This is a genomic window from Bacillus sp. MHSD_36, assembly GCF_030757775.1.
GTDB lineage: Bacteria > Bacillota > Bacilli > Bacillales > Bacillaceae_G > Bacillus_A.
This window is the reverse complement of record NZ_JAVBIS010000003.1, coordinates 180,677-203,758: the sequence shown is the minus strand read 5'-3', so window position 1 is coordinate 203,758 and position 23,082 is coordinate 180,677. Positions and strand designations below refer to the sequence as shown.

The window sequence follows — 23,082 nt, the reverse complement described above, 5'->3', positions numbered from 1 at the left end:
TTGATTTCTACCTCATAAACTGCCTTGCTTATACAAAGTTATAACTTTCTTTGTATGTAGAAACTTCTTCATGAATATCAATACCACGCTTTTTTAGTTCATCAAAAATAATTTGTGGATTTATAAAAGCTTCCTCTGGTGTCACAACACCAATTCGATTTACATTTCCTTTTGCCATTAACTCTGTAGCAATCCCAAATGGAATACCAACGTTTCTCGTATAAGCTCTTAAGTTTTCCCATCCTACAACAGATCCATCAGATAACGGGTGTGTATGATATAAGACGTGCCTTTGTTTTTCATTATTTTTCGTACCTATTACTTCTACATGAAGTGCATAACCATAAACCTCTGTTTCTTGTCCTTCTGTCGATTGTAATAAATACTTCGAAATACAATCCATAATGCCGATTTCTTCCCCATTTATTTCAACTTGCTCATTACGCAATATGCCGTAATCATATAATGCACGTACGAGCTGCATATTCTGCTTTGGCCAAGTTCCTCTCGTCTCTATCAGTTTGACGCCTTTATGTTCTAGCGCTTTTGCTAACGTAACCGTTTCAGAATGCGGAATTATATACTGCGTTGCTTTACCATAAGGCGCCGGTAATTCAATTTCTCTCGGACGCGCAAACGGAGGTACTTGCTTAAACTCACCATCTTCATACACTGTACGCGATGGTAAATGTGGATCATATTCATATGTCGTCGTTTCTGTAATGGATGCAGAAAAAGCAATGGGACGATATGAACCGTGACTTACACGAACTGATTCTACAGTATCTAGCTGATTTGCTGCATGCATTGCCATCATTTGCGTTACACCTGGCGTCATACCAAAACCAGGTAAACATGTTTTTCTATTTTGAACAAATATAGAATGCGAATCATTTTCTTTACCAAATCCATTCAAATTCACACCGTGACAACCTGCTTCTGCAATACATCGAGTAGACAAGCCATTTAGCTTAATTGTCGTACCGTCCATTACAATGTCATAGCCTTTCATTTTTGCAACCGTATCCTCGTGATTCGTTACGTCTACTTTCACAAAGTCTACGCGAGGATCGTTGAGCCATTCTACTACTTTCAAGCCCTCTTCTTCATTAAAATCCGCTACTGTAATCGTCTCAAAAGATGAAAATTGCACTAAATCTAAAATTGCTTCACGACAAATTTTGCCTGCTCCACCTAAGCAAAATACTTTCAACCGATTACAACCCCTTTAGCAATACTATCAACTAAGCGATTAATATCTGCCTCATGTACATCACCGATATTTCCAATGCGGAATGTATCTACTTTTGAAATTTTACCCGGATATATAACAAATCCATCATGCTTTAATTCATTGTATAATTGCTCAAAATCGAACCATTCTTCTGGATAAATAAAGGATGTAATAATAGGCGATTGATATTTTTCATCTACTAGTGGCTTAAATCCGATTTCTCTCATTCGATTCACTAATAATTTTTGATTGTTATCATATCGATTGTAACGCGCTTTTACTCCACCCTCTTTTTCTAATTCAAGTAGTGCTTGGTAAAAAGCGTGTACAACATGTGTAGGTGACGTAAAACGCCATTTTCCATTTTGATTTTCCATCGTTTCCCATTGATCGTATAGATCTAATGATAATGAACGTGCCTGCCCTTTACATTTCAATAATTCATCGCGCTTTGCAATAACAAATCCGAATCCCGGAACACCTTGAATACATTTATTCGCACTACTAATTAAAAAGTCAATTTGCAACTCAGCGATATCTATTTCAATACCACCAAAACTACTCATCGCATCAACTAGTGTTACTTTTCCATATTGCTTTCCTAATTTACATACATCTACAATTGGATTGATAATACCTGTTGTTGTTTCACAATGAACAACCGCAATGTGTGTAATTTCTTTATCTTGTTGTAATATCTTTTCTACTTCTGCAATATTAGTAGGCTCCCATTCTTCCGTTTGACTAACTACCACATCTATATGTAACATCTCTGCCATTTGTACAATTCGCTTACCGTACGCACCATTCGTACAAACAAGTAGCTTTCCATTTTTAGGAATAACAGAACCGATTACTGCTTCAACTGAAAACGTACCGCTTCCTTGCATAAGAACAGTCGTATATTTCTCTTTTTCTTTCGTTGCTAACGATACAAGTTTAGCTCTTACATCTTGCACCATCGTGTTATATTCAACATCCCACGTACACCAATCGTATAACATAACTTCTTTTACCGTTTTTGTTGTCGTTAATGGTCCTGGCGTTAATAATAAGTAGTGATTTTCAGCCATAATCCTATTCCCCTTTTATAAAATAATAAGTTCTTGTTTCTCAATATGTTCCATTACGTTTTCAAGTTCCTGCATCGTTTCAATCGTAAAGTGCGCTCCATTTTCAACAAAGCGTTTACGAACTACTTCTATTTTTTCACGAAGCTCTACTGGATCCATACTCTCCACTTCCTCTTCGGTTAACCCGAGTTCACTACTGCCAAGAATTACCCCTACTGTCCACATTCCAGCATTTCTTCCCTCTTTCATATCCGATACCGTGTCTCCAACTTTTATCATACGATTCATTGGATAGACACCTAATTCCATCGCATTTTTATAGCACATCCACGGATATGGACGACCCGCTGGAACATCATCTGGCGTTACAAGGAAATCAGGTTTATATCCTTGTAATGCTGCTTCTTTTGCTACAATATCCATCATTTCTCTCGTATAACCAGTCGTTGAACCAATTTTAATTCCTTTTTCACGTAAAGAAGCAATGACTTCTTTTACCCCATTAATCGGGGACGCATAGCGCGGTAAAATAGCGAAGAGAATCTCTTCGAATTCTTCATACATCTCCTGAATGTCTGCCTCTGTTGGTAATTGACGGAAGACACGATTCCACTCACTCGCAATACGAGGCATCTCTGTAAGTGCCCTTACATGATCTATTTTTAATAACCCCATTGGCTTACGAGCTTCTTCTGCTGTAATTTCAACACCGCGTTTATGGAAGATCTCCATAAATACTTCCAGTGGTGCAAAACATCCGTAATCAACTGTCGTACCTGCCCAATCAAAAATAACTGCTTCTATTTTCATTTAATCCATCACCCTTCTTATTTATCCCGCGTTAACGGGCAGTAAGACTTCCCCCTCAAAATTCGGCTGGAGCAAAAAAGTTAAGTGGGAGATCAACTGCCCGTAAACGCCCGATTGGTTCAACTAATAATCAGTGGGGGAGGAACACCCCCACTGATTAAAGTTTCACTTTATCTTTTTTGCCATTGTGACGTTCGGTTACGAAGTGCTTTCGTTCCCCATTCATATACAACTCTTACTACAATATTTGTAACAACAATAAGCACACTCATTGCAGCTGCTGGCGCTACATTTCCTGCATCATCCATATTTACAATCGATACAGCCGCTAGTTTAAAGTCAGCCGCGTATAAGAATACAACTGCCGAGACAGTTACCATTGAATTTACGAAATAGTACATTACCATTTCTAAAATTGCCGGTAAACACATCGGCACTGTTACTCGAAAGAATGTTTTATAAAACGGGATGCCCATTGACTGTGAAACAAGTTCAAACTCTCGGTCCAATTTCTTTAAAGCTGTCGTTGCCGTAACAAATGTTACAGAATAAAAATGAATGATATTAACTAGTACTAACACAGCGATTGTTCCGTATAGAGAATGAAACGGGTTCGTTACGGAAAATCCAAAGATTTGTATTGTTGGTTGACTAAAGAAGAAAACGTAGCCTAACCCTAGTACTAAACCTGGTATCGCTAAAGGGACGATAGAGAAAAAGTAACCTGCTTTTTGGAAAAATTGTAGCTGATTTATTTTTTCTATTGCATAAGCGAACATAAATGTTAAAACTGCTCCAATAGCCGCTGTGATTGCTGAAACAATTACGCTATTTTTAAACGCTTCAAGTCCATCTCCTGTTAAACTAGAAAAATTAAAATGCTCGAATGTAAAACTCATATTATACGGCCATACTTTCACACTTGCAGCAATACCAACTGCCACAAATAATAGAATGATCATAAGCGTTACTACGCTACAATATACGAATGAAATAACATCTCGTTTCTTATTATTTATTATTCTGTAAGGTACTGCTTTAGAAGACAAGAGATTTGCCTGCTTTCTTTGCGTAATACGATCAACTGCAAACGCAAATATAGCTGGGATTAATAAAATCATTCCTACAGTTGCACCCATCGGCATATTTTGCTGCCCAATTACTTGCTTATATACGTCAGTAGCAAGTACATTATATTGCCCACCAACAATTTTTGGCGCCCCAAAATCAGTGAAACTAAGTGTGAATACAACAAACATCGCACTAATTAATCCGTACTTTACACTAGGTAAAGTAACAGTGAAAAATTGCTTTATTTTACTCGCCCCTAACATATTAGAAGCTTCATATAAACGATAATCCGAGCCTTGAAAAGCAATTAATAATATAAGAAATGCTTGCGGAAATGTATACATGACTTCAGCCATTACAATTCCTACTGGTCCATATAAAGGGATTTGTATCCCTTCAAATAAACCAAACATCCCTTTCGTTACTAACCCTTGATTGCCAAATAAATATGTAAGTGCAATTCCATGCATCATCGTTGGTGCGAATAATGGTAACAACGCAATATATTGAAATACACGCTTCCCAAACACATTCGTACGAGCAATTGCATAGGCGTAAGCGAAAGCGAGTGTCACTGCAATAATTGTCGTCGCACCCGAAATCCATATCGTATTTTGTAATGATTGAACTAGCGTTGGGGTTGTGAAATATTTACTAAAATTCGCAACACCAATGAATGCTCCATCTTTATCGTAAAAAGCTTGTGTAAACAATTGTAATAGCGGTAATACAAGCATAATCAAAAACGCGAGAAGCATACCAATAATTAATAGTCTTTGTATCCACTCTTCTTTACCAATACGTCTCTTAACCTTTTTTTTCGTTCTTTCTACCTCTAAATTTTCTAACATCTCCATCTATACAATGACCTTCTTTCCATATGACAACATATGATTTTCTGAGAAAGAGATTTGAATCGGCTTTCCTTTTCTAATAGCGGTTTTTTCTACTTCTGATGCCAATATATCCACTACAATTTTCTCGTTATACAGATGTGTTTTTTCTTCTACAACTCTCACTTCTGTCCGATATACAGATCCGCGAAATTCCATACTTTCTACAACCGTTTTAATACCACCGTTTTGTACAACTATTACATGTTCCGGACGAATGGCATATTCTTCATTATTTTCCGAAAAGAAATTAATAGAACCAATAAAATCTGCCACAAACGGATTAGCTGGTCTTTGATAAATTTCCTCTGGTGTGCCAATCTGCATGATTTCCGCATGATTCATTACAACAATTTTATCAGCCATCGTTAATGCCTCTTCTTGATCATGCGTGACCATAATAGTTGTTACTCCTACTTTTTCTTGCAAATCACGCATTTCTCTACGTAACTTTTCACGTACTTTTGCATCTAAAGCAGATAACGGCTCATCAAGTAATAGAATATCCGGAGACAGAGCGAGCGCACGTGCAAGTGCCACTCGCTGCTGCTGTCCACCAGACATTTGAGCAGGATATTTATCTTTTACATTCAGCAAATCTACAAGTTCTAACACCTCTAGCGCCTTCTCTTTTACTTCTGCTTTTCCATATTTTTTTGTCTTTAAGCCATATTCAATGTTTTCAAGTGCTGTTAAGTTCGGAAATAATGCATACGATTGAAACACCATTCCGAAGTTCCTCTTTCCAGGAGGTAATGCTGTAATATCTTTTCCATCCACAGCTATACTACCTGTTGTTGCCTCTTCTAGCCCTGCTAAAATCCGAAGCAATGTTGTTTTCCCACAGCCACTTGGTCCTAATAAACATACAAACTCATTTTTTTTCACAGTAAAAGAAATATCTTTTAACGCTGTAAATGCATCAAACTGCTTTTGAATGTGTTGAATTGATAAATATTCGCTCATTTTTTCTCTCTCCCACTCACTTACTTTTTCGGTTCTGCTTTTTGGCCAAACTCTTTTTCCCATTTTTCTAAAATTTTGTCACGATTTTCTGCTGCCCACTTAAAGTCATTCTTTTTGTATAACTTTTCTGTTACGTCTTTAGGGAATCCATCTGGAAGTTTATAATCGTTTTTAATTGTCGCAAATCCATTTTTCTCAAAGTATAACTTCATTACATCATCAGTAATTGCCCAGTCTAAAAATGCTTGCGCTAATTTTTCATTTTTTGCGTTATCTTTTTTAATAAGTGCGTTCGCTTCTACTTCCCAACCTAATCCTTCCTTCGGTAATACTACTTCAACTGGTGCACCTTTTTGTTTCTCTTTTAAAGCACTATAAACCATTGATACACCAACTGGATATTCACCTGCGCCTGCTAATTTCGCTGGTTTTGAACCTGAATGAGTATAAGTTGCCATATTCTCATGAAGTTTCTTCATGTAATCCCAGCCTTTATCTTCACCCATAATTTGTAACCATGCAGAAACTGTTAAAAATCCTGTTCCAGAAGAAGCCGGATGTGGCATAACAAGCGTTCCTTTATATTCTGGTTTCGTTAAGTCTTCGTATGATTCTGGCATCGGTAAATTTTTCTTCTTTAATTCTTCTTTATTTATAGCAATCCCCGTCATAAATGCCGTATTACCTACCCATTTTTCTGGTTGCTTATCATCTTTAAATTGCGGAAGAACACGATCTGCTCCTTTTGGAGAGTATCCTTTTAACATATCTTTTTTATCTAAAGCTAATAGACTAGACGCTGCTGTTCCCCATACAACATCTGCTTGTGTATTTTTTCCTTCAGCTAGCAATTTCGCTGTAATAACTCCAGTTGAATCACGAACAATGTTCAGTTTTACATCTGGATACTTCTTTTTAAAAGAATCAAGATAAATTGGTACAAGTTCTTCTTCAATCGCTGTGTAAACAGTCAATGATCCAGATAATTTATCATCTTTCACTTTTGCCCCAGCACTTTCTTCTTTCTTTGCACCACACCCCATTAATAACGAAAATACCATTCCAGTTGCTACAGCTTTAAAGATTGTTTTTTTCACTGTCTCTCTCTCCTTTTACAAATCTTATGTACAATTCAAATATAAACAACTAGTGTAAAAGCAGTATTAAACCAACATTAATCTTTTGTTTGTTGTTTGTTTTTGTGTAATACGTTGCTACTTCTATGTTTTTTCGCATTTTTCTGCTAATAATGAACCCTAAATTTACAAATAATTAAAAAAACCTTTATAATCCCACAAAAAAATGAGGCGTTTGTAAAAAACGCCTCATTTTTGTTTACCTTTTTTTGAATTACGATTTGCATACTTCGCGCTATTCTCTCCTTCATACTCTAATGCAAATTCTGCATCTGGTAAGCTTTCTTTCGGAGTTTTATTATTATTGATTGCCGCATTTTGTTTCACTTTTCTTTTTACCAATACATTCACCTGCTCTCAAGAATTCACTTTCTATTCTAGTTTGAAGCAAGCCGACATAATTATTACTGGCAAGTGTTAACAAGTACATAAGAGCCGCTAGATGGAAATACTACCTATGAAGAAATTATTATAAAAAGGAGCGATTATTTTGAAGAAGAAAGATAAGATTCAGTCACCCATTTTAGATGAAACGCTCCCGCATCAAATGAATTTTCCATCTTTTAAAGGAACAGGAAAGAAGATGCAACAACCTTTCATCAATCAATATGACGTCATAATCGGAGACAGTAAATATGATTCCGAGAACAGTCCACTTCACAATTGGAGTGATGATGTAGACCCTGCCATTATGGCTGGAGAAGAATGGATCCATCCTACAAATGATATTGGGTGGATTTCAGAAGAAAATCAAGAGTTGCTAAAAAAAGAAGTAGATAATAAGAATGATGCTTTTATGCATCCGCAATTTGGCATTAACGACTAAAAAACCATTCTACCTCACATAGGTAGAATGGTTTCATACTATCCAATAATAATTCTCTCTTTCGGGTATTTATAACGAGGTGGCTGTTCTCTTCCGCCACTTGCTAGTATAAATGTTAAAATCCCGACACGCCCGATAAACATAAGTACAATGAGTACAAGCTTACCAACAGTTGTTAAATCAGGCGTAATACCTGTCGATAGTCCTGTTGTCCCAAAAGCAGAACACACTTCAACAATTAAACTCATAAGCGGTACATTTTCCGTAATAGATAAGATAAATAGTGCCGTGGCACATAATAAAATCCCCATCGTCATAACGACAGATGCTTTCAGCACGTCCTCTTCATGTAGCTGACGTTTGAAGACTCTAACCGTTCTCCCGCCTCTGGCAAAAGTGTATAGCGATAATATACTAACAGCAAATGTTGTTGTACGTATTCCGCCTCCAACCGAACTTGGAGATGCCCCTATAAACATTAATATACTCATAAATAAAAGCGTCGGTTGTGACAATTCAAGTATATCCATTGTAGCAAGACCACCGCTTCGCGTCGTCACAGATTGGAATAATGTATAGAAAACTGTTTCATGCCATGACTTTCCTGCTAAAAAATGATTTCGTTCTAGTAAAAAAATCATAATCGTTCCAACGACAACGAGCGCAAAAAATGTTGTTGTCGTCAATTTTGTAAATAACGAAAAACGAAATAATTGCTGTCTCCTTTTACTAAGGAATTGTTTTACTTCCATTAACACAGGGAAACCAATCGCTCCTAAAATAATAAGTAACATATGAATCATTTGAACAATGTAATCTTTTTTATACGGAATTAGCGATTGCCCTGTTAAATCAAATCCGCCGTTCGTAGTTGCACTAACAGCCGCAAAGAAACCGTGAAAATAAGCTTCTTGCCAAGATGGAAAATAAAGTAGGAATCTTGTACCTAATAATATTGCTCCAATAAGTTCTATCGAAATAATTACAATTAAAATAGAACGCATTAATTCTACAAGACCTGATAAATTCCCTTGATTATGGTCTGCCATAATGAGTCTTCTTCTCTGCAAACCAATCTTTTTCCCCGTTATAATCCAAACGAATGTACCAAGTGCCATAATTCCTAAGCCACCTAATTGTAAAATAAGGGCTAAAATAATAATTCCTGCCGTAGTAAACGTATCTGAAATCGTAACAACAGACAGTCCCGTAACACTTACCGCACTAACAGCTGTAAAGAGAGCATCAATAAATGTCCATTTTACACCAGACTTCGTAACAAACGGTAAACTAAGCAATATCACCGATACAACTACTGCTAATAAATAAAACAAAACAATGAGTTGAACAGGTCGTAATTTTTGTAAAAACTTTTTTATATCTTTCATTCCATCACTTCGCTACCTTTTTCTATCGATTAAATAAAGAAAAATCTTTACTTTCTTTATTTGTAAATAACTGCTCAAATATTTTGGCAAATACCATTCCATACACAGTTCCATTACCTCCAAAGGGCAATGCGTAAAATAAATTATGTATCTTTTTGTCTTCTTTTAAAATCGGGAGACCGTCTTGACTACTGCCAAATGCCGCTGCCCAATAGTACTCTGCCTGTATATTCTTATACTTGGGGAACATCTCTTTTACAATGTTAATAAGGATATCACGCTTATGCAATAATTTCGTATCACCGATTGTTTGAATTTGTATCGCTTCATCTAATCCGCCTACAATAATACGGTTTCCATACGTACGAAAATACAAATAAGGCCTTGCTGTTTCCCAAATTAATGATCGTTCGTGCCAACCTTCAAATGAATCTACCTTATTTGTCACAACTGCATAAGATGTTTCCACTGTTGTATTTTTCTCTTTCTTTCCGAAAAGTTCTTCGTAACCTGTCGCCATAATAATATTCTTTGCTACAATTTGATTTCCTGTTTTCGTATAACAAATTAAGTCATTTTGGCATTTTTTTATATGTATGGCCTCTGTATGTTCATATATAGTAGCCCCCATTTGATTTGCTTTATGCAAAAGGCTATGCGTTAATAAATACGGATTCACCTCGGCATCACCGTGTGTGTATAATGCCGCTTGTTTTGTAAAAGGATAGCGTTCTTTCACATCAGATTCTGTAAAATACTCAACCGGAAATCCATAATTCTGTAACGTATTGTACTCCTTTTGTAAAAATGGGACATCCTCACTTTTACTTGCATAATATAGACTTTTTCGCGGAATAAACTGGGGATCAATATCGAGAGTTGGTACAACTTTCTCCATCGTTCGTAACGCTTCGTAACAAAGCTTATATGCTCGTACCCCTTTTTCTTCACCAAATGTATGGATAAGTGAGGTTAACGATTTATCATGCAAAAATTGTAGTAAACCTGTATTAGCAGCTGTACTGCCGCAAGCGATTTCTCGTTTTTCAATGAGCGTAACGTGCATTCCAATTGTAGATAGCGAGTACGCTATATGAGCACCTGCTTCACCGCTTCCGACTACAAGCACATCACATATCATATCATTTTCTAACGACGGATAACAAGGTATAGAAACTCCTGTATTCCAAAACAACTTACCAGTCATAAGTTTCATAATTATACTCCTAAAATATAAATTTCTCCTTTCTATGTTTTGTTATTTTTCATAAAAAAATCCAACTAACATATGCTAGTTGGACTTTTTTATTTTTACTTCGAACGCTCGTCAAGCCAATCTCCAATCGTCGGATACGTTTGTTTGATTGCTGTTCCACCGTAAACAATCGACATATGTCCCGTTGGTAAACATACATATTGTTTATCTGTGCTAGAAATATGATCTAGCAACGCTTCTACTTGGCATGGCAGGGCGATATGATCACGTTTCCCTGAGATATTTAAGACATTCGCCTTAATATTTGCAAGGTCTACCTTTTGTCCACGAATAACGAGTTCACCCTTAACTAGTTTATTGTTTTGATAAAAATCACGAATCCACTGTCTGTATGATTCACCTGGGAACGGAATGCCATCACCAACCCACTTTTGAACTAACCTCCAACTTTCAACGAAGCGCTCATTCTCTGAACGATCCACTAAAGCAACATATGGACCAACAAAGTTCGTAATTGGTTTTAACATTTTGTTTCCGAAATCAATCATTTCTGGCGGAATATTTCCAAATGTATCAACCGCTTTATCTAGATTGAAGTATTTCTCATCTAATAGCGGACCATATAATCCTGTTTCAGAGAAATCAAAAGGACTTGTCATAAAGATTAGGTTACGAATTGGCATGTGTGGATGAAGTGCCGCATAAATAGAAGTTAGCGTTCCACCCATACAATAACCAAGTAAAGAAATCTCGTCCGATTTTGCAGTTCTCATTACTTTTTTCACTGCTTTTGCAATATAATCAAACACGAAATCATCAAATTTCAAATGACTATCTTCTAAACCAAATGTGCCCCAATCAAGCATATACACATCAAAACCACGGTCCACTAGATATTCCACTAAACTATTTCCAGGAGTTAAATCCATAATATACGGTTTATTAATAAGAGCATATATTAATAGAATTGGAACTCTTTGTGTTTTTTCTTGTTTTGGAATGTAGCGATAAAGCTTCGTCTTATTTTTCGTCCAAATAACCTCTTTCGGCGTTAATCCTACTTGCGGCTCTGGTTCACGTAATAAAATTTCACTCGCCCTTTTCACACGGCGGTACGCTTTTCGGTACTCTTCTGGGTATAGCTCTAATTGCTTTTCCCATTCTGTTACGAATGTAGTCATTTTTCTATCTCCTTTTTGGTCGATTTCCTTCTAAAAAAAGAAGTGCATTCCTGCTATGGATATGCACTTTTTTCTTACTTCATTACATATATAATCCGCCGTTAATGTTTAATTGCTGACCAGTGATATAAGCACCGTCACGGCATAGGTATACTACACCTTTTGCAATTTCATCCGCTTGACCAAAACGTTTTTTCGGGATTTTCGCAACGATTTTTTGGCGTACTTCTTCTGGTACTTCTGCTACCATTTCAGTATCAATAAACCCTGGGCAAATAGCATTTACAGTTACATTTGTTTTTGCAAGCTCTAATGCTAATGACTTAGTAAATCCTAGCATACCTGCTTTTGCTGCTGAATAGTTTGTTTGTCCAAATCCACCAGCTTGTCCAATGATAGAAGAAATGCTAATAATTCTTCCTTCTTCTGCTTCCGTTATGTATGGAAGTACCGCGCTTGTCGTATTAAACACACTGCTTAAGTTCACGTCAATTACGCGTTCCCAATCTTCACGATTTAACTTTTTAAATGTACGATCTCTTGTAATACCAGCATTATTAACAAGAATATCAACTTTACCAAAATGATTCACTGCTTCTTCTACAAGTCGGTTTGCATCTTCTACTTTAGAAACATCCGCTTGAACTGCATAAACGTCATGTCCTTCTTGTCCTAATTCATTTACTAAGTTTTCAGCTGCTTCTTTACTGCTGTTATAGTTAATAACAACTTTTGCTCCCTCTTGTGCTAACGCTACTGTAATCGCTTTTCCAATTCCTTTTGCTCCACCTGTTACGATTGCTACTTTGCCATTTAATTGAACCATTTCTTTTCCCCCTTAAATGAATTTGTGAACGATTATTATGAATCATTTTGGTACTCATACTATAGAGTCCCTATATAATTATGTTTCGCTGTTTATACATGTAAAAAAGATTCTCCCCTCTCTTTTACCTGTTATAAACAAGCGCTATTATCACTTTTTGTTTTCTGGCTTATTCGTAGGTTTTACTTCTTCTTTTACAGGTTCTTGTAGTTTCGCTAGTACTGCATTTTGCTTTTCTAGCAATTCTAAAATTTGATCAACTTTCGTTTCTAGCGTGCGAATATCTTGTTTTACTTTCGTAACATCGCGCTTTAATGTAGGAGCTTGTCCTACTGACTCTACCTTTTCTTCTAGAAACTCCTCAATGTTATCCACTTTATTTTCTAAGTTAATAACAAGCGTAGCCACTCTAGCGATATCCTCTTTCGTAGGCACATTCACCTGCTCTAAATAATTTTTTGTCGTATCATTTAATGCTTTTTGATAAAACAAATTCAAATCTAGAACGCTGCCCATCCAAGCAGAATATTCTTCTGTTTTAATTGTTTCATTGAGCGCTTTTCCCCAAAATGTTTCGGTTTGTTCATAAGCATTTTTCCATGCTTGTAGTGGATCGAATTTTTGATCAATCACTTTACCTACACTCCCTTTTTCGTTTTTGAAACAATTCAACCTATTCATTATTTTCTAATATTCTGAATAAAACTTCAAGTCTATATTTTATTTTTTTCTATTTTCTAACAAATGTGTTGACTTTAAAAACAGATAGGTGTAAATTGCACTTATAAGCAAAAAATTCCATCTAACTGATTCATGAGGTGATGCACAATCATGCTACATAATGAACCAGAACAACGCGAAAGTTTGGAGAACAACCAAGCAAAACAACCAAACTCCATGCCAAAAAACTTCTTAGTTCCCTTCTTACTTCTATGTCTAAAAGACTGGAGTCTTCATGGTTACAAACTTATTCAAATGCTAATGGATATCGGCTTTTCTTCTGTTGACCAAGGTAATGTCTATAGAACACTACGCAAATTAGAAAAAGAAAACCTCATTTCTTCTACTTGGGATACAAGCGAAGGAGGGCCAGCAAAAAGAATTTATTCTTTAACCGAATATGGAGAGAAATATTTAGCAACATGTGCAACTTCTTTTGAGCATTACCAAAATATGCTGCGAACGTTTTTCACGTTATATACGAACGCATTCTTTCCATTCGCCACTTCTCCAGAAAAGGATGAAAAGGATTCTTCATCTTCACCTGGTGGTACAGCAGAGTAATCTGCGTTCACAATATGCAAAAAAACATTTGGGGGTCAAACAATGGAAACTAAACCATACGAATTGGTCGATGCATTTTGGAAAAACTGGTCTCAATCTCTTTCCCTTTTCTCTTCAGCTGGGAAACAATTAGAGCAACTTACTTTAGAAACATTAAAACAACAACAAGACGCTTTGCATAAATTAACATCAGGAGTAGATGAACTAGAAAAAGAACTGCAACAATTCACTAATCAATTCAATAACCAATATACAGATTACGTGAAGCAATTAACTGGAAACTCCTTAAATGATCAAATTAACGAGTGGCAAGACAAGTGGAAAGAACTTTCTGCTCATATGCAACAGCTAACTGTTTCTCCTACAAAAACATCTTTGTCTATCCTTACTCAAACAAGCGGTCAATTTGAAGAAACAACTAAGCAATTTATTGAACAACAACAATTACAACGTGAAGAGGCTCAAAAACAGTTAGAAGGTTTTTTGGAAGATTTCAAGTCAAAACAGTTGGAACTCGCAAAAAAGTTCGAGGAAAACTCAAAAAATCTATTTACTTCCATCAAGTAAGAAAAATGTGGGAGCTAACTGCAGCACAAACAAAACTCTTTCTTCCTCCTACTACATCAAGATGGCTGGCATTTTTCGATATGGAAAAGAAGGAGGACAAAATGAATCCATTTCAAGAAGCACAAACCGTCCCGGAGCTTCGTTATGATGAGATTCAAGTCGGTGATCAAGCATCACTTACAAAAACGATTACGGATGAGGACGTTATCAATTTTGCAAAATTGACTGGAGATGTGAATCCTATTCATATTTTAGACTCTTTTGCAAAAACGACAATGTTTAAAGAACGTATTGCCCATGGTATGCTCGTTTCGAGTTTTATTTCTACCATCCTTGGTACGAAACTTCCAGGAAAAAATACGATTTATTTATCTCAAAACGTTTCATTCCGTGCTCCTGTCAAAATTGGCGATACACTTCGCGTTGTGGCAGAAGTCATCAAAAAACGTGACGACAAAAAAATCATTACGTTGCAAACAAATATATATAATCAATCGGATGATATTGTCGTGGAAGGTACAGCGACAATACTAAAAAAAGAGTAGCAAATTTGCTACTCTTTTTTCTATCCAATAACTTCTAATCACACCGATTACTTCCGCGTATGAGCACGCCGGTTCCACATAAAATAACAGTACCATTTCAGATAAGTACTTAACTGGACTGGACTACTTATAAGGATGTGTATCACCATGGCAAAAACAAACAAATTACTAGTTCCAGGTGCTGAACAAGCACTTGATCAATTTAAATATGAAATTGCACAAGAATTCGGCGTAAGCTTAGGGTCTAATACTGCATCACGTTCTAACGGATCCGTTGGCGGTGAAGTAACAAAACGTCTTGTTTCTTTAGCTCAACAACAATTACGCGGATAACACTATAACATATGGCTTAGAGGCAGATATTCTCTGCCTCTTTCTATTTTCAACATACTAAACGTACTTTTTCACATACTAGTAAGAGTAAACAGAAAGGAACGATATGTAACATGAAACGGATTAACATTCGCATGAGTCCTCCCCGCGTCCTTACTTTGTCTTTTATCATGTTATCAATTATGGGTACATGCTTATTAAAACTACCAATCGCTACAACAACGTCTATTTCATGGCTCGATGCTTTATTTACAACAGTTTCTGCTTGTACGGTTACAGGGCTAGGGGTTGTGGACACTGGAAAAGTATTTACTTTATTTGGTCAATGTGTCATTTTAACGCTTATACAAGTGGGCGGACTTGGCATTATGAGCTTTGCCGTTTTAATTGCGATTATGCTCGGCAGAAAAATTGGCCTTCAAAATCGAATTTTACTGCAACAAGCATTAAATCAAACGAATATAGGCGGTGTCATCCGTCTTGCCAAAGCATTATTTTTATTCTCCTTTACAGTCGAATGTATCGCTACTTTCATTCTTTCTTTTGAATGGGTACCGAAATATGGGATTGCTAAAGGAATCTATTATAGCTTTTTTCATTCCATCTCTGCTTTTAACAATGCAGGTTTTTCTGTATGGAGCGATAATTTAATGTCCCATTCTCATAGCATTCTGGTCAATCTCGTCATTTCCTCCCTCATTGTTTTAGGTGGGATTGGTTTTACAGTAATCGTTGATATAAAAAGAAAGAAAAATTTTAAAAACCTTACATTACACTCAAAACTTATGCTCTCTTCTACTCTAATCGTCAATATTATTGCGACTATTTTTATTTTTATATTCGAGTTCCACAATTCTCTCTCTATGAGGGGGTTTACTCCATTGGAAGAAGGCATGGCTGCTTATTTCCAAGCAATTTCAACGCGTACTGCCGGGTTTAATACAGTTGATATTTCTGCATTATCAAAGCCTTCCCTTTTATTAATGATGCTTCTAATGTTTATCGGCGCCGGTAGTGCTTCAACTGGCGGTGGGATTAAATTAACAACCTTTTTAATCATGTTTTTTGGGGTATTTAAATTTTTACAAGAACGAGATGATATTGTCGTGTTTAAAAAATCTATTAAAGATACTCTTATTGTCAAATCATTGACCATCACTATTATTTCTATTTCATTTATTTTTTTTGCTATTTTAATTTTGAGTATTACTGAGCGAGTTCCTCTATTGATGAGTGCTTTCGAAGTATTTTCAGCATTTGGGACTGTCGGTCTCAGTATGAATTTCACACCGCACTTAACGATGATTGGAAAAGCTATTATTATCTTTATGATGTTTTTCGGGAAAATGGGACCTCTAACACTTGCTTTTTCATTTGCACGTAAAAAGAACCGAAAAATAAAATATCCGAACGAAGATATTTTAACAGGTTGACAACCGTATAAATTATCCATATAATGAGAGTACAATAGCATATCTCCAAAGGGGAGTAGCGTCCAAGAATATTTCTTGGAAACAAAGTCGTCATTACGTAGAACTTAGTTCTTCCGGCTTTGTTGGCATTTTCATTACATATGTCTAGCAAGACCTTTGCCTATTAACGGCAGAGGTCTTTTTTGCATTCATTTCCAAATTCTTCCAAAGTTAATAGGCAGGAGTATGGGGAAACTAAATAGTGGGGAAATTCTTCACTTATTTAGTACTTATAGAAATGAGAGGAGAATGTACATGGATGTATCATTATTATTGGAGTATGGTTGGGTATTACTTATCCTAATTGCACTAGAGGGGATTTTAGCAGCTGATAACGCTCTTGTTCTTGCAATTATGGTAAAACATTTACCAGAAGAAAAAAGAAAGAAAGCACTATTTTATGGATTAGCGGGGGCATTTGTTTTCCGTTTCGGATCGTTATTTATGATTTCGTTCCTAGTCGACGTATGGCAAGTGCAAGCAATCGGTGCCATTTACCTTATGTTTATCGCTGGTAATCACTTATTTAAAACATATGTTAAAAAGAATACAGATGAAGAAACAGAAGAAAAAGAAGCAAAGAAAAAACAAGAGAACTTTTGGTGGACTGTATTTAAAGTTGAAGTTGCAGATATCGCCTTCGCAGTTGATTCAATTTTAGCTGCCGTTGCATTAGCAATGACTTTACCAAAAACTGGATTAGGTACAATTGGTAGTCTTGATACTGGGCAATTCGTTGTTATCTTTGTAGGTGGACTTATCGGATTAATCATTATGCGATTTGCGGCAACTGCTTTCGTACAAATTTTAAAACGTAAGCCAGGACTTGAAACTGCAGCATTCTTAATTGTAGGTTGGGTTGGTGTGAAACTAGCAGTTTACACATTAGCACACCCTGCATTAAATGTAATTCCACATTCATTCCCAGAATCTACACCTTGGAAGCTTACATTCTGGATTGTATTAGTTGGAATCGCAGTTGGCGGCTGGTTCTTCTCGAAAGAAGTAGAAACAAAAGTCGAAAAAAATCTAGACGAAAAAGCGCTGTAATTATAGCGCTTTTTCTTTTTCCTTTCTCTTTCTCTCTCTCAATGTCCAGAAAAATTTCTATTATACTATCTTTTGTAAACGTTTTCTTAGTGCATGTATGTCCTTTTTGTGAAACATTGCACAAACTTATTGAAACTATGATTGAATCCATGTACTTTATTTATATAAGGAGTATTTATAGATGATGTACTAAAGGAGCGTATTACTCATGCTAGAACAAGGATTAGATTATGTTGTCAAACTGGCTAAGAGCAAAAAACAAATGCTAGATATAAACCCGATGCAATATTTCATTCGTGCCGCACTTGCGGGTATTTATATTGGTTTTATTATCGTACTATGTTTTAAATTAGGTAACTTCTTTCACATTGCAGATTCACCAGCCACTTATTTAGCGGCTTCTATGTTTTTCGGAATTGCCCTCGTCCTTATTATATATGGCGGTGCTGAATTGTTTACTGGAAACACAATGTACTTCACTGTAGCAACTTTAAGAAAAGAAACAACGATTTCCGATACACTTCGTAACTGGGTCGCTTGTTATGCAGGAAATTTAGCTGGTGCTTTATTCTTTGCTTTACTATTTTATGCAACTGGAATTTTCGAAGCAATTGATCACGGTCATTTCATGAATAAAGTAGTAGAAGGAAAAATGAATACACCTACAATTCAATTATTCTTTAAAGCGGTTTTATGTAACTGGCTCGTATGTCTTGCTTGTTTCTTACCTTCTCAAGTGAAAGGTGATACAGCAAAAATTATGATGATGATGCTACTCGTTTTTACATTCTTCTTATCTGGTTACGAGCATAGCATTGCAAACTTATCACTATTTGCTTTATCTTTAGTTTCACCGCATCCGGAGACAATTTCTTTTACAGGTGCTGTTCATAACTTAATTCCAGTTACAATCGGTAATATTATTGGCGGGTCTGTATTTGTTGGTATGGTATACCATTACTTAACAAAGAAAGCACCTGATGTGAAACAAGAAGAAACTGAATTAGTAGCAGCTCAACAAGAAGAGATTATTCCGTTGCAAGCGCATTTGAAACATTAAAAACTCCAAAGTTTTACTTTGGAGTTTTTAGCTTCCCACATATTTAACAACAAGATAAGGATTAATTTCTCCTTCTTCCTTTCCCTTTTCAATTCTCTGTTTCATCTTGTACATACCGATGACATCATTCGTATGAAGATGCATTTCATTTACGTATAAACCCTCTTTACAAAAAGCCTCTACGAAATCTAATCCACTTTTTTCTCCCCATCCCATATTAAAGTCAAGGGAAAGAATATTCACATCATAATCTCGAACCATTTGCAAAGCACGTTCTACTGTAGTTGCGAGCACATATCCGTACGGACAACTTCTTTGATCATCCATATATACATTCATGTTCTACCCTCCTTTCTATTTTGCATACGTGATTAACATGTAACATATTGCTCCAAAACTAATAAAAGGACCAAACGGAATTTGAGTCCTCATTTTCACCCGCTTTAATACGAGACCCACTCCAAAGAAACAAAGGCTAAAGCAAGATGCTAAAAATAAAACGATAAAAATCCCTTTCAGTCCCACTATAAATCCAAGTAGCGAAAGTAATTTCACATCACCGCCCCCAAGCCCTTCTGGATATATCTTTTGCATGCAATATAACAAAACGAATATAACACCACTACCAACTATACTATCTAGCCAAGTGACTAACGGTACGAAAGCACATTCTAAAATAAGTAAACAGGCAAACCACGCTAAAATACGATTTGGGATTAACATATATATGTAATCTGTAACTGAAATAATAAGAAGTAATGAAAAAAGCGATAAAATGATAATAAGTTCTTGTTCCACCCCAATCATATATACAGTAAGAAAAAATATCATTCCGGTTACAAGTTCAAATACTACGTACAAAATTGGAATTTCTCTCTTACAATTCGTACACCGTCCCCTTTGTATACAAAATGAAATGATTGGAATCAATTCTTTTGGCTTTAGCACATACTTACAATAATGACAATGTGAACGCGGGGCAATGATAGACTCACCTAGCGGAACTCTCATCGCAATTAACATATAAAAAGAACCAAACACCATCCCCACTAATAATGCATATACATAAGTGAACATCCCTTCCTCTCCTTTCCAGAAGAACATAGCAAAAAAAGGAGAGAACTTCTACTTCATATTATCTCTATTCTATTAAAAAAGCAGGCCATTTTCTGGCCTGCTTTCCCCTCTTTTATACAATGAAATATACTGCTTTTAATGGTCCGTGTACTCCGACGACAAGATTCATTTCAATATCTGCCGAGTTACTAGGTCCTGTAATAAAGTTAATACAAGATGACACTTTCTCACCATTTTCTATACGCGAGTTCATATCCTCAACTGCTTGTGTAATACGAGGCACAAGTGTTTCACGTGGAATAATAGCAAAGTATACAGTCGGTAAAAAGTGTAAAGAACGACCTTGGCCTTTATGACTTTGTACAACGATTGTACCAGATTCAGCTAAAGTATAATCACTAAATGCAATTCCAATATTCGCTCTTTCCGCGATGCGCATATTCTCTTCTTTTTTCTCAGGATCCCATACATTCACTTCAATATTTTGCTTTGGAAGCTCTTCTTTAAATAAAGAAGTCAATCCATACGAATCAAAACGTTCATCTGCCGATAATAGAATAGGTCCCCCACCGTTTTCCACGATTACTTTTTGAATATCTTCACGTAAACGGTCGTTTGTCGTTTCCACAACAGTTGTATGAATGTTTGTACATTGATTTTTAAATACTTCTAACAATTCTTCTTGTGAATAATCTTTTAACGTTTCTTTATTCACATTATTTTTCCACACTGGACGTTTTACACCATCCGTTTTACGCGCACGTCCAAGTTCTTTTGCAATATTGTCTAGAAAGGACTCACGGTTTTGAATTAATCCTGTCATTATTTGTCCCCGCCTTTCTTATGGTCTTTATACCAATCACGGAATCTTTCTTTACTTGGAGCCGGGAATTCACGAATATCTGTCCAGTTTTTAAGTGGCCCAATACCTTTTGATACACGGTTACCAGATGTAAATGGACTCATCGCTGCTGGCGCCATTTTTGATCCCATTTTATATAAAGCTGCTGAAGATGCACCCATACTAAACATTTTCATTGCTAATTTTTCTGCAAGTGGAGCACGTCCTTCTTGCTCAACGATAACTTGACGATGTTTTAATAATAGATCATGCAATGGAATTTTTACTGGACAAGCTTCTGTACATGCCCCGCATAAACTAGAGGCATAAGGAAGCTCCTTGTAATCATCATATCCACCTAAAAGTGGTGTTAATACCGCACCAATTGGTCCTGAATATATAGACCCATATGAATGTCCACCAACGTGACGATATACAGGGCATACGTTCACACAAGCAGCACAACGAATACATTGCAACACTTGACGGAACTCAGATCCAAGAATTTGAGAACGACCGTTATCGACAACAACTAAGTGGAATTCTTCTGGTCCATCTACTTCCTCTTCTTGAATTGGTCCCGCTACAGTTACATAACTTGTTAACTTTTGACCTACTGCACTACGACATAGTAAACCAACTAAAACATCTAATTCTTCCATTGTCGGAACCATACGTTCCATACCCATTACTGCAATTTGTGTTTTCGGAATCGACATAACAAGATCGGCATTACCTTCATTCGTTACTAAACAAAGAGAACCAGTATTTGCAACAGCGAAGTTACAACCTGTCACACCAATTTCTGCATCCATAAATTTTTCACGAAGTTGTTTACGAACAAACTTTGTCATTTCGTATGGATCATCAGAATTTTCATAGCCAAGCTTTTCTTTAAATACATCACGAATTTGCGTTCTATTTTTATGAAGAGCAGGCGCAATAATATGTGAAGGTGGATCGTTATCTACTTGCAGAATATACTCTCCTAAATCACTTTCTAACACTTCACAACCGATTTCTTCAAGCGCATGGTTCATACTAATTTCTTCTGTTACCATCGACTTTGATTTTACTACCTTTTTTGCCTGCTTCTTTTTTGCAACGTCTTGAATATACTTTGCTGCTTCCTCTTTTGTTTTCGCAAAGTACACATGTCCGCCTCTTTTTGATACATTTTCACTTAACTGCATTAAGTAATAATCAAGATTTTCTAACGTATGTTGACGAATTTCTTCACCGAGTTCACGCCATTCTTCCCAGTTTCCTAATTCATCCGCTGCTTTTAAACGATTCGTATATAAGCGTGTTTGTGCAGAAGATACAGCGCCGCGCATAAATGAATCTTGAATTCCATCGCCAACGCGATCATTAAATTTTTTCTCACTGATTTTCATAGACATAGCTTATGTTCCCCCTTCATGAGCGACTATTCAGTACCTCAGCAATATGCATTACTTTTATTTCTTTTCCTAAACGCTCAATACGTCCGCCAATGTTTAACAAACACCCACAATCTGCACCGATTAAATAATCAGCGCCTGTTTCCATTGCACTATCTACCTTTTCATCTACCATTTGCTCAGAAATCGGAGTCATCTTCACTGAAAACGTTCCCCCAAATCCGCAACAATTTTGCACATTTGGTAACTCTCTCACAGTTAATCCTTTTACGTTTGATAATAAAATTCCTGGTGCCTCTTTTACTCCAAGCATACGTGTCATATGACATGATTTATGAATAGTAGCGACCCCTGGTAAACTTGCACCAACATCAGTGACCCTTAAAACATCTACAATAAATTGTGTAAATTCATATGTTTTATCAGCAACTTTTTGTGCACGTTTAGCCCACTTCGGATCATCTTTAAAAACATGCGGATACTCATGAAACATTGTCGCACAAGAACCAGATGGCGTAACGATATATTCTGCATCTTCAAAAGTTTCAATCATATGTTTCATCGCTTCTTTTGCTGCTTCTACATGGCCGCTATTATAAGCAGGCTGCCCACAACAAACTTGTGCTTCTGGAAATTCAATTTCACAACCTAAACGCTCCAACACCTCAACTGTTGCTTTGCCGACGTTTGTTTCAAACATATCGACTAAACAAGTAACAAATAAAGTAACTTTCATAATGATTACTCCCCCTTTTTACAACTCCACCAACAAACATATGGTCATCAGATGACTGAGAAAAGAAGAAGTAGGCTCAACCACGGCCTATCCT

General features: G+C 36.3%; 25 protein-coding genes and 1 riboswitch. Of the genes, 8 read left to right on the top strand and 17 right to left on the bottom strand.

The window, feature by feature from the left end; all coding sequences use genetic code 11:
• Positions 1 to 28: 28 nt before the first annotated feature.
• The 7 genes from Q9B79_RS14105 to Q9B79_RS14075 form a co-directional block, all read right to left on the bottom strand.
• Positions 29 to 1,213, bottom strand: coding sequence for a saccharopine dehydrogenase family protein (locus Q9B79_RS14105; protein WP_306185192.1), 1,185 nt, complete (start codon positions 1,211 to 1,213; stop codon positions 29 to 31).
• Entirely contained in the window at positions 1,210 to 2,307 is a 1,098-nt protein-coding gene (gene phnW, locus Q9B79_RS14100; protein ID WP_306185190.1) for a 2-aminoethylphosphonate--pyruvate transaminase, read from the bottom strand. The genes Q9B79_RS14105 and phnW overlap by 4 nt, the downstream gene beginning before the upstream one ends.
• 15 nt (positions 2,308 to 2,322) lie before the next feature.
• Positions 2,323 to 3,117: a phosphonoacetaldehyde hydrolase gene (gene phnX / locus Q9B79_RS14095; RefSeq protein ID WP_306185188.1), complete on the bottom strand. Its 795-nt coding sequence runs from the start codon at positions 3,115 to 3,117 to the stop codon at positions 2,323 to 2,325.
• Between the two features lie 170 nt (positions 3,118 to 3,287).
• Positions 3,288 to 5,045, bottom strand: coding sequence for a putative 2-aminoethylphosphonate ABC transporter permease subunit (locus Q9B79_RS14090; protein WP_306185186.1), 1,758 nt, complete (start codon positions 5,043 to 5,045; stop codon positions 3,288 to 3,290).
• On the bottom strand, positions 5,046 to 6,047 hold the full coding sequence (locus Q9B79_RS14085) for a putative 2-aminoethylphosphonate ABC transporter ATP-binding protein (RefSeq protein WP_306185184.1): 1,002 nt from the start codon (positions 6,045 to 6,047) through the stop codon (positions 5,046 to 5,048). It abuts the gene before it with no gap.
• Positions 6,048 to 6,067: 20 nt separating this feature from the next.
• Complete coding sequence (locus tag Q9B79_RS14080; protein WP_098412871.1) at positions 6,068 to 7,144, bottom strand: putative 2-aminoethylphosphonate ABC transporter substrate-binding protein; 1,077 nt, start codon at positions 7,142 to 7,144, stop codon at positions 6,068 to 6,070.
• Positions 7,145 to 7,372: 228 nt separating this feature from the next.
• Positions 7,373 to 7,525 (bottom strand): hypothetical protein, encoded by a 153-nt coding sequence (locus tag Q9B79_RS14075; RefSeq protein ID WP_000240799.1) that lies wholly within the window; start codon positions 7,523 to 7,525, stop codon positions 7,373 to 7,375.
• Positions 7,526 to 7,673: 148 nt separating this feature from the next.
• Here Q9B79_RS14075 and Q9B79_RS14070 point away from each other — a divergent pair, with 148 nt between their 5' ends.
• Entirely contained in the window at positions 7,674 to 8,009 is a 336-nt protein-coding gene (locus tag Q9B79_RS14070) for a DUF3905 domain-containing protein (RefSeq protein ID WP_306185181.1), read from the top strand.
• A gap of 38 nt (positions 8,010 to 8,047) precedes the next feature.
• On the opposite strand, the gene Q9B79_RS14065 is transcribed toward Q9B79_RS14070, so the two are convergent.
• The 5 genes from Q9B79_RS14065 to phaR all read right to left on the bottom strand — a co-directional run bounded on the left by Q9B79_RS14065 (position 8,048) and on the right by phaR (position 13,253).
• A complete protein-coding gene (locus Q9B79_RS14065) occupies positions 8,048 to 9,397 on the bottom strand; it encodes a TrkH family potassium uptake protein (RefSeq protein WP_306185179.1) in 1,350 nt (449 codons plus the stop codon).
• Between the two features lie 22 nt (positions 9,398 to 9,419).
• Complete coding sequence (locus Q9B79_RS14060) at positions 9,420 to 10,613, bottom strand: NAD(P)/FAD-dependent oxidoreductase (RefSeq protein WP_306185177.1); 1,194 nt, start codon at positions 10,611 to 10,613, stop codon at positions 9,420 to 9,422.
• Positions 10,614 to 10,708: 95 nt separating this feature from the next.
• Positions 10,709 to 11,794, bottom strand: a complete 1,086-nt coding sequence (gene phaC, locus Q9B79_RS14055; RefSeq protein ID WP_306185175.1) for a class III poly(R)-hydroxyalkanoic acid synthase subunit PhaC — start codon at positions 11,792 to 11,794, stop codon at positions 10,709 to 10,711.
• Between the two features lie 82 nt (positions 11,795 to 11,876).
• Complete coding sequence (locus Q9B79_RS14050) at positions 11,877 to 12,620, bottom strand: acetoacetyl-CoA reductase (RefSeq protein WP_306185173.1); 744 nt, start codon at positions 12,618 to 12,620, stop codon at positions 11,877 to 11,879.
• 150 nt (positions 12,621 to 12,770) lie between these two features.
• Positions 12,771 to 13,253, bottom strand: a complete 483-nt coding sequence (gene phaR, locus Q9B79_RS14045; RefSeq protein WP_074602806.1) for a polyhydroxyalkanoic acid synthase subunit PhaR — start codon at positions 13,251 to 13,253, stop codon at positions 12,771 to 12,773.
• Between the two features lie 198 nt (positions 13,254 to 13,451).
• On the opposite strand from phaR, the gene phaQ reads away from it, so the two are divergent.
• The 7 genes from phaQ to Q9B79_RS14010 all read left to right on the top strand — a co-directional run bounded on the left by phaQ (position 13,452) and on the right by Q9B79_RS14010 (position 18,931).
• Positions 13,452 to 13,904: a poly-beta-hydroxybutyrate-responsive repressor gene (gene phaQ, locus Q9B79_RS14040; RefSeq protein WP_000903021.1), complete on the top strand. Its 453-nt coding sequence runs from the start codon at positions 13,452 to 13,454 to the stop codon at positions 13,902 to 13,904.
• Positions 13,905 to 13,946: 42 nt separating this feature from the next.
• Complete coding sequence (phaP, locus tag Q9B79_RS14035; protein WP_306185169.1) at positions 13,947 to 14,471, top strand: polyhydroxyalkanoic acid inclusion protein PhaP; 525 nt, start codon at positions 13,947 to 13,949, stop codon at positions 14,469 to 14,471.
• A gap of 101 nt (positions 14,472 to 14,572) precedes the next feature.
• Positions 14,573 to 15,016: a MaoC family dehydratase gene (locus tag Q9B79_RS14030; protein ID WP_001067916.1), complete on the top strand. Its 444-nt coding sequence runs from the start codon at positions 14,573 to 14,575 to the stop codon at positions 15,014 to 15,016.
• Positions 15,017 to 15,163: 147 nt separating this feature from the next.
• Entirely contained in the window at positions 15,164 to 15,349 is a 186-nt protein-coding gene (locus tag Q9B79_RS14025) for an alpha/beta-type small acid-soluble spore protein (RefSeq protein ID WP_001140707.1), read from the top strand.
• 113 nt (positions 15,350 to 15,462) lie between these two features.
• Positions 15,463 to 16,782 (top strand): TrkH family potassium uptake protein, encoded by a 1,320-nt coding sequence (locus Q9B79_RS14020; RefSeq protein ID WP_306185166.1) that lies wholly within the window; start codon positions 15,463 to 15,465, stop codon positions 16,780 to 16,782.
• A gap of 38 nt (positions 16,783 to 16,820) precedes the next feature.
• Positions 16,821 to 16,986: riboswitch (yybP-ykoY riboswitch) on the top strand.
• A gap of 90 nt (positions 16,987 to 17,076) precedes the next feature.
• Complete coding sequence (locus Q9B79_RS14015) at positions 17,077 to 17,871, top strand: TerC family protein (protein WP_000383325.1); 795 nt, start codon at positions 17,077 to 17,079, stop codon at positions 17,869 to 17,871.
• Positions 17,872 to 18,079: 208 nt separating this feature from the next.
• Positions 18,080 to 18,931 carry a formate/nitrite transporter family protein gene (locus Q9B79_RS14010; protein WP_306185164.1) on the top strand — a complete coding sequence of 284 codons (852 nt, stop codon included), beginning with the start codon at positions 18,080 to 18,082 and terminating at the stop codon, positions 18,929 to 18,931.
• Positions 18,932 to 18,958: 27 nt separating this feature from the next.
• Here Q9B79_RS14010 and Q9B79_RS14005 read toward each other — a convergent pair whose 3' ends face one another.
• The 5 genes from Q9B79_RS14005 to Q9B79_RS13985 form a co-directional block, all read right to left on the bottom strand.
• Entirely contained in the window at positions 18,959 to 19,270 is a 312-nt protein-coding gene (locus Q9B79_RS14005) for a cyclic-phosphate processing receiver domain-containing protein (protein WP_306185162.1), read from the bottom strand.
• Positions 19,271 to 19,285: 15 nt separating this feature from the next.
• Positions 19,286 to 20,008, bottom strand: coding sequence for a prepilin peptidase (locus tag Q9B79_RS14000; protein WP_306185160.1), 723 nt, complete (start codon positions 20,006 to 20,008; stop codon positions 19,286 to 19,288).
• A gap of 112 nt (positions 20,009 to 20,120) precedes the next feature.
• Positions 20,121 to 20,831, bottom strand: a complete 711-nt coding sequence (locus Q9B79_RS13995) for a LutC/YkgG family protein (RefSeq protein WP_306185158.1) — start codon at positions 20,829 to 20,831, stop codon at positions 20,121 to 20,123.
• Entirely contained in the window at positions 20,831 to 22,252 is a 1,422-nt protein-coding gene (locus Q9B79_RS13990) for a LutB/LldF family L-lactate oxidation iron-sulfur protein (protein WP_306185156.1), read from the bottom strand. The genes Q9B79_RS13995 and Q9B79_RS13990 overlap by 1 nt, the downstream gene beginning before the upstream one ends.
• Before the next feature lie 16 nt (positions 22,253 to 22,268).
• Positions 22,269 to 22,988, bottom strand: a complete 720-nt coding sequence (locus Q9B79_RS13985) for a (Fe-S)-binding protein (RefSeq protein WP_306185154.1) — start codon at positions 22,986 to 22,988, stop codon at positions 22,269 to 22,271.
• Positions 22,989 to 23,082: the final 94 nt, after the last annotated feature.

Bases quoted from the DNA above. Each gene is read 5' to 3' on its own strand.
- phnW (WP_306185190.1), bottom strand. From the start codon at position 2,307: ATGGCTGAAAATCACTACTTATTATTAACGCCAGGACCATTAACGACA.
- phnX (WP_306185188.1), bottom strand. From the start codon at position 3,117: ATGAAAATAGAAGCAGTTATTTTTGATTGGGCAGGTACGACAGTTGAT.
- Q9B79_RS14090 (WP_306185186.1), bottom strand. From the start codon at position 5,045: ATGGAGATGTTAGAAAATTTAGAGGTAGAAAGAACGAAAAAAAAGGTT.
- Q9B79_RS14085 (WP_306185184.1), bottom strand. From the start codon at position 6,047: ATGAGCGAATATTTATCAATTCAACACATTCAAAAGCAGTTTGATGCA.
- Q9B79_RS14065 (WP_306185179.1), bottom strand. From the start codon at position 9,397: ATGAAAGATATAAAAAAGTTTTTACAAAAATTACGACCTGTTCAACTC.
- Q9B79_RS14060 (WP_306185177.1), bottom strand. From the start codon at position 10,613: ATGAAACTTATGACTGGTAAGTTGTTTTGGAATACAGGAGTTTCTATA.
- phaC (WP_306185175.1), bottom strand. From the start codon at position 11,794: ATGACTACATTCGTAACAGAATGGGAAAAGCAATTAGAGCTATACCCA.
- Q9B79_RS14050 (WP_306185173.1), bottom strand. From the start codon at position 12,620: ATGGTTCAATTAAATGGCAAAGTAGCAATCGTAACAGGTGGAGCAAAA.
- phaQ (WP_000903021.1), top strand. From the start codon at position 13,452: ATGCTACATAATGAACCAGAACAACGCGAAAGTTTGGAGAACAACCAA.
- phaP (WP_306185169.1), top strand. From the start codon at position 13,947: ATGGAAACTAAACCATACGAATTGGTCGATGCATTTTGGAAAAACTGG.
- Q9B79_RS14030 (WP_001067916.1), top strand. From the start codon at position 14,573: ATGAATCCATTTCAAGAAGCACAAACCGTCCCGGAGCTTCGTTATGAT.
- Q9B79_RS14025 (WP_001140707.1), top strand. From the start codon at position 15,164: ATGGCAAAAACAAACAAATTACTAGTTCCAGGTGCTGAACAAGCACTT.
- Q9B79_RS14020 (WP_306185166.1), top strand. From the start codon at position 15,463: ATGAAACGGATTAACATTCGCATGAGTCCTCCCCGCGTCCTTACTTTG.
- Q9B79_RS14015 (WP_000383325.1), top strand. From the start codon at position 17,077: ATGGATGTATCATTATTATTGGAGTATGGTTGGGTATTACTTATCCTA.
- Q9B79_RS14010 (WP_306185164.1), top strand. From the start codon at position 18,080: ATGCTAGAACAAGGATTAGATTATGTTGTCAAACTGGCTAAGAGCAAA.
- Q9B79_RS14005 (WP_306185162.1), bottom strand. From the start codon at position 19,270: ATGAATGTATATATGGATGATCAAAGAAGTTGTCCGTACGGATATGTG.
- Q9B79_RS14000 (WP_306185160.1), bottom strand. From the start codon at position 20,008: ATGTTCACTTATGTATATGCATTATTAGTGGGGATGGTGTTTGGTTCT.
- Q9B79_RS13995 (WP_306185158.1), bottom strand. From the start codon at position 20,831: ATGACAGGATTAATTCAAAACCGTGAGTCCTTTCTAGACAATATTGCA.
- Q9B79_RS13990 (WP_306185156.1), bottom strand. From the start codon at position 22,252: ATGTCTATGAAAATCAGTGAGAAAAAATTTAATGATCGCGTTGGCGAT.
- Q9B79_RS13985 (WP_306185154.1), bottom strand. From the start codon at position 22,988: ATGAAAGTTACTTTATTTGTTACTTGTTTAGTCGATATGTTTGAAACA.